4 protein-coding genes and 1 pseudogene are annotated in these 3,874 nt (G+C 71.3%); all 5 read left to right on the top strand.

The genetic code is table 11. From position 1 onward, the window contains the following. A pseudogene (locus tag FRW57_RS24150) lies at nucleotides 1-207 on the top strand (hypothetical protein); the annotation flags it as partial. Beyond that, nucleotides 204-1,397 carry a Pvc16 family protein gene (locus tag FRW57_RS18655; RefSeq protein WP_152186722.1) on the top strand — a complete coding sequence of 398 codons (1,194 nt, stop codon included), beginning with the start codon at nucleotides 204-206 and terminating at the stop codon, nucleotides 1,395-1,397. The pseudogene FRW57_RS24150 and the gene FRW57_RS18655, both read left to right, overlap by 4 nt. Next, nucleotides 1,394-3,421 (top strand): ATP-binding protein, encoded by a 2,028-nt coding sequence (locus tag FRW57_RS18650; RefSeq protein WP_137123067.1) that lies wholly within the window; start codon nucleotides 1,394-1,396, stop codon nucleotides 3,419-3,421. Before FRW57_RS18655 ends, FRW57_RS18650 begins: the two co-directional genes overlap by 4 nt. Beyond that, nucleotides 3,418-3,732 carry a hypothetical protein gene (locus FRW57_RS18645; protein WP_137123066.1) on the top strand — a complete coding sequence of 105 codons (315 nt, stop codon included), beginning with the start codon at nucleotides 3,418-3,420 and terminating at the stop codon, nucleotides 3,730-3,732. Before FRW57_RS18650 ends, FRW57_RS18645 begins: the two co-directional genes overlap by 4 nt. Next, nucleotides 3,729-3,874, top strand: a 146-nt coding sequence (locus tag FRW57_RS25110) for an eCIS core domain-containing protein (protein ID WP_152186721.1), incomplete at its 3' end; no start/stop codon positions are given. The genes FRW57_RS18645 and FRW57_RS25110, both read left to right, overlap by 4 nt.

Below are 3,874 nucleotides of genomic sequence, written 5' to 3'. Positions count from 1 at the left end.
CGGCCACGTCCGGCACCCGTGGCAGCCACCCCGCGTCCCGCTCCGGCGGCGCCGGTCGTCAAGATCAGCATCGGCCGCGTCGAGGTCCGAGCCGGGGCGCCTTCCGAGATCCACCCGGAGCCGCGGCGGCGGCCGGCACCGCGGTCCACCCCACGGTTGAGCCTGTCCGACTACCTGCAGACCCGACGGCCGGGAGGCGCGCGATGAGCGACGCGCGCGCCATCGAGGCGGTGACCGAGACCATGCGAAGCATCGTGGATGCCGGCGTGAAGCGGGTCTCTGCCGGCGCCCGCGCGATCGCTGCTCCTCCGCACGAGGTGGCCGCGTCGCAGGAGGAACGGGTCAACGTGTTTCTCTACCGCACCGAGGTGGACGGTTCGCTCCGCAACACGGATCCGCCGGCGACGACACCTGGTGAGGTGGGGCAGCCGGAGCTGCCGCTGGTCCTTCACTACCTGCTCACGCCCTACGCGCCGGACGGCAACGACCTGGTTGCGCACCGGCTGCTCGGTGGAGCGCTGCAGTCGCTGCACTCCCACGAGCGGCTGACCGAGCGCGACCTCGCCGACCTCGCACCGTTCAGCGACGTGTCGAGGCAGTGGGAGCAGGTGCGAGTCAACTGGCAGCCGCTGGACGACAAGGACATGTACTCGCTCTGGTCGGTCTTCCAGGCGCCCTACCGGATCTCGGCAGCCTTCGAAGTCCGGGTCGTCCAGATCGAGAGCCGGGTCCGAGGCCTGGCACCGCTGCCCGTGCTGCGGCGAGGGTCGGACGGCCAGGGCGCTTCGGTTGCCGCCGCGGTCGACCTGGCCGAGCTCACCGAGGTGGCCCCGGTGCTGGGCCAACCGGCTGCCCTGACCGGGGAACCGGTCACGATCCACGGTCACGGGCTGGACGCGGACACGGTTGTGGCGATCCTCGCCCATCCGTTCCTCGCCACGCCCCTCCAGGTCAACCCTGATCAGGCCACGGCCAGCGCGGTCCGTTTCAGCATCCCGGCGACGATGCCGGCCGGACTCGGGTCGGTGGCGCTCCGGCTGCAGTCCACCGGAGCCGGTTCCCTCATCACGAACCGGCTCTCCCTCGCGGTGGCCCCGACCATCACGAGTGCACTACCCATGACCGTCGCCCGCACCGGCACGAGCGCCCACGTCACGCTCACCTGCGAGCCACCCGTCCGGGCCGGCCAGGAGGTGTCGATGTTGCTCGGCAGCAAGTCGACCCCCGCAGACCTGTTGACCACCGACACGGGGACGATCTCGTTCACCATCAGCAACGCCTCGGCAGGCACCTATCCCGTGCGGCTGCGCGTCGGCGGCACCGACAGCCGGCTGGTCGTGGACCGCACCGACCCGACACCACGGTTCGACCCGGACACCACGGTGACGCTGACATGACCGCCCCGGCCAGCCACCGCGCCGCGCCCGACGCCGACCAGGACTTCATGGCCCGGGGCGTCGCCTGGATCCGGCGCCTCCTGACCGAGCACGGCGGAACGCAGGAACCGCCAACCGCGGGCGTCTTCGGCCGCTCCTGGCAACCGTCGACGCCCGGGCCACCGGCAACTCCGCCGCGGGAGGATGCCGGCGATCCGCTGGCCTACTCCGGTCCCGCACCCGCGCTGGTAACGCTCGGCGAACGCTTCGGGTTGGACCGGTTCGAACGCGACGTCGTCCTGCTGTGCGCCGCCGTGGAGCTCGACCCGTCGATCCGCGACCAGTGCGCCCGGATCCACGGCAACCCTGCGATGCGCTTCCCGTCGTTCGCGATCGCGATGATGACGTTGCCCGACCCGGCGTGGGCCGCGCTCTCCCCCGACAGCCCGCTGCGCGCCCAGCGACTGGTCGAGGTGGACCGGTCGGCACTCGAGTCACTGGTCATCGCACCGCTGCGAGTCGATGAACGACTTGTCAACCACCTTCGCGGACTCGACCACCTCGACGTCCGGCTGCGTGTCTCCGTGCAGCTCGAGGATCAGGTTGCCCTCGACTCCTTGCCTCCGTCGCAGCGGGCTGCCGCCGATCGGGTGGTGACCGCGTGGGCCGGTCAGCCTGACGACGCCCGATACGCCCAGCGGTCGGATGCGCCGCACCCCACGCTGGTCGCGGACCCACCGGTGGTCGAGCTGGTCGGACCCGATGAGCGGTCCTCGACGATGCTGGCCGCAGCGGTCGCGACCGCGTTCGGGCTGCAGTGCTACCGGATGTCGCCCCGTTCGCTGCCCGCCGACGAGGTCGAGCTCGACGGGCTCGCTCGGCTGTGGCGCCGCGAGGCCGGCCTCTCCCCCGTCGCGATCCTCCTCGAGACTGCCGACGACGACCCGACCGCCGCGGCGTTCGCACGACGGTCCGGGTGCGCGACGCTCCTGCAGCTGCGACAGTCACCTCAGGCATCGGTCCCCGCCAGCCTGCGAGTCGACGTGGCACCACCGACCACCGCGGAGCGACAAGCGGCCTGGCAGGACCACCTGCCTGCCGACAGCGAGATCGATCCCGGCCAGCTCGCCGCGCAGTTTGCCGTCGACACCGCCACCATCGCGCGCATCGCAACCGAGGCCGACGACCCTTGGGAGCGTTGCCGCCTCGAGGCTCGACCACGCCTTGAAGGCGTCGCCGAACGAGTCATCCCCGAGGCATCCTGGCCCGACCTCGTGCTCGACGAGAAGCAGCTGGAGATGCTGCAGTCCATCGCCGACCAGGTGCGCCACCGCTGGGAGGTCTACCACCAGTGGCGGCTGGCCGACCGGGCCAGCCGCGGCCTGGGGATCGCAGCCCTGTTCACCGGCCCCAGCGGCACCGGCAAGACCCTGGCCGCTGAGGTGCTGGCCCACGACCTGGACCTCGACCTGTACAAGGCCGACCTGTCCGGCATCGTCAGTAAATACATCGGCGAGACCGAGAAGAATCTCCGGCGGCTCTTCGACGCCGCCGAGTCCGGCGGCGGAGTGCTGTTCATCGACGAAGCGGACGCCCTCCTGGGCAAGCGCACCGAGGTCCGCGACTCGCACGACCGCTTCGCCAACATCCAGATCGACTACCTGCTCCAGCGGATGGAGACCTACCAGGGCGTGGCGATCCTGGCCACCAACATGCGGTCGGCTCTGGACTTCGCCTTCCTGCGGCGGCTGCGCTTCATCGTGGAGTTCCCTTTTCCCGACGCACACCAGCGGGCGGCGATCTGGCGCACCTGCCTGCCCGACGCCATACCGGGCGTGAAGGCGCTGGATCTCGACGCGCTCGCCGCGCTGCCACTCAACGGCGGGATGATCCGCAACGTCGCCGTCAACGCCGCCTTCCTCGCGGCGGCCGACCGCATCGACCTCAACCACGACCACCTGCTGCAGGCGGTGCGCGACGAGTTCGCCAAGCTCCAGGTGCCGATCAGCGAGCGGCAGCTGGCCGGGGAGCCGGTGACGCCATGAGGCCACGCCGTACTCCCCCGCCCCGCCTCGAGGTACACATCGAGCACCTGGTCATCGAGGGGCTCGATGTGCCCGGTCGGCAGCGCGACGACCTCGAAGCCGGCCTGTCCGCTGAGCTTCGAGACGTCCTCACCCGCCGGTTGTCAGCGGCCGCGGTCGACGCCAGGCCCGCTCACGTGGACGAGCTCAGGCTGGCCGTCGACCGCCTGCCTACACGGGACGGCGAAGCCACCGGTCGCCGACTCGGCCAGGTCCTGGCCGCCGGTATCGGACCGCGGGTTACGCCGCCAACCAAGGAAGCCCACCCATGACGACGCAGACGGGCGCCCTGGAGCCGCTCGAGCAGTCGGTGCGCCACACCATCGCCCGGGGCGGCCAGCCGATCGAGGCCGGTGTGCGCCGCGCGATGGAGGCACGGTTCGGCACCGACTTCAGCGCGGTCCGCGTGCACGC

Origin of the sequence: Segeticoccus rhizosphaerae (genome assembly GCF_009192725.1) — a bacterium.
Classification (GTDB): Bacteria; Actinomycetota; Actinomycetes; order Actinomycetales; family Dermatophilaceae; genus Segeticoccus; species Segeticoccus rhizosphaerae.
This window is presented reverse-complemented; position numbering and strand designations above follow the sequence as displayed.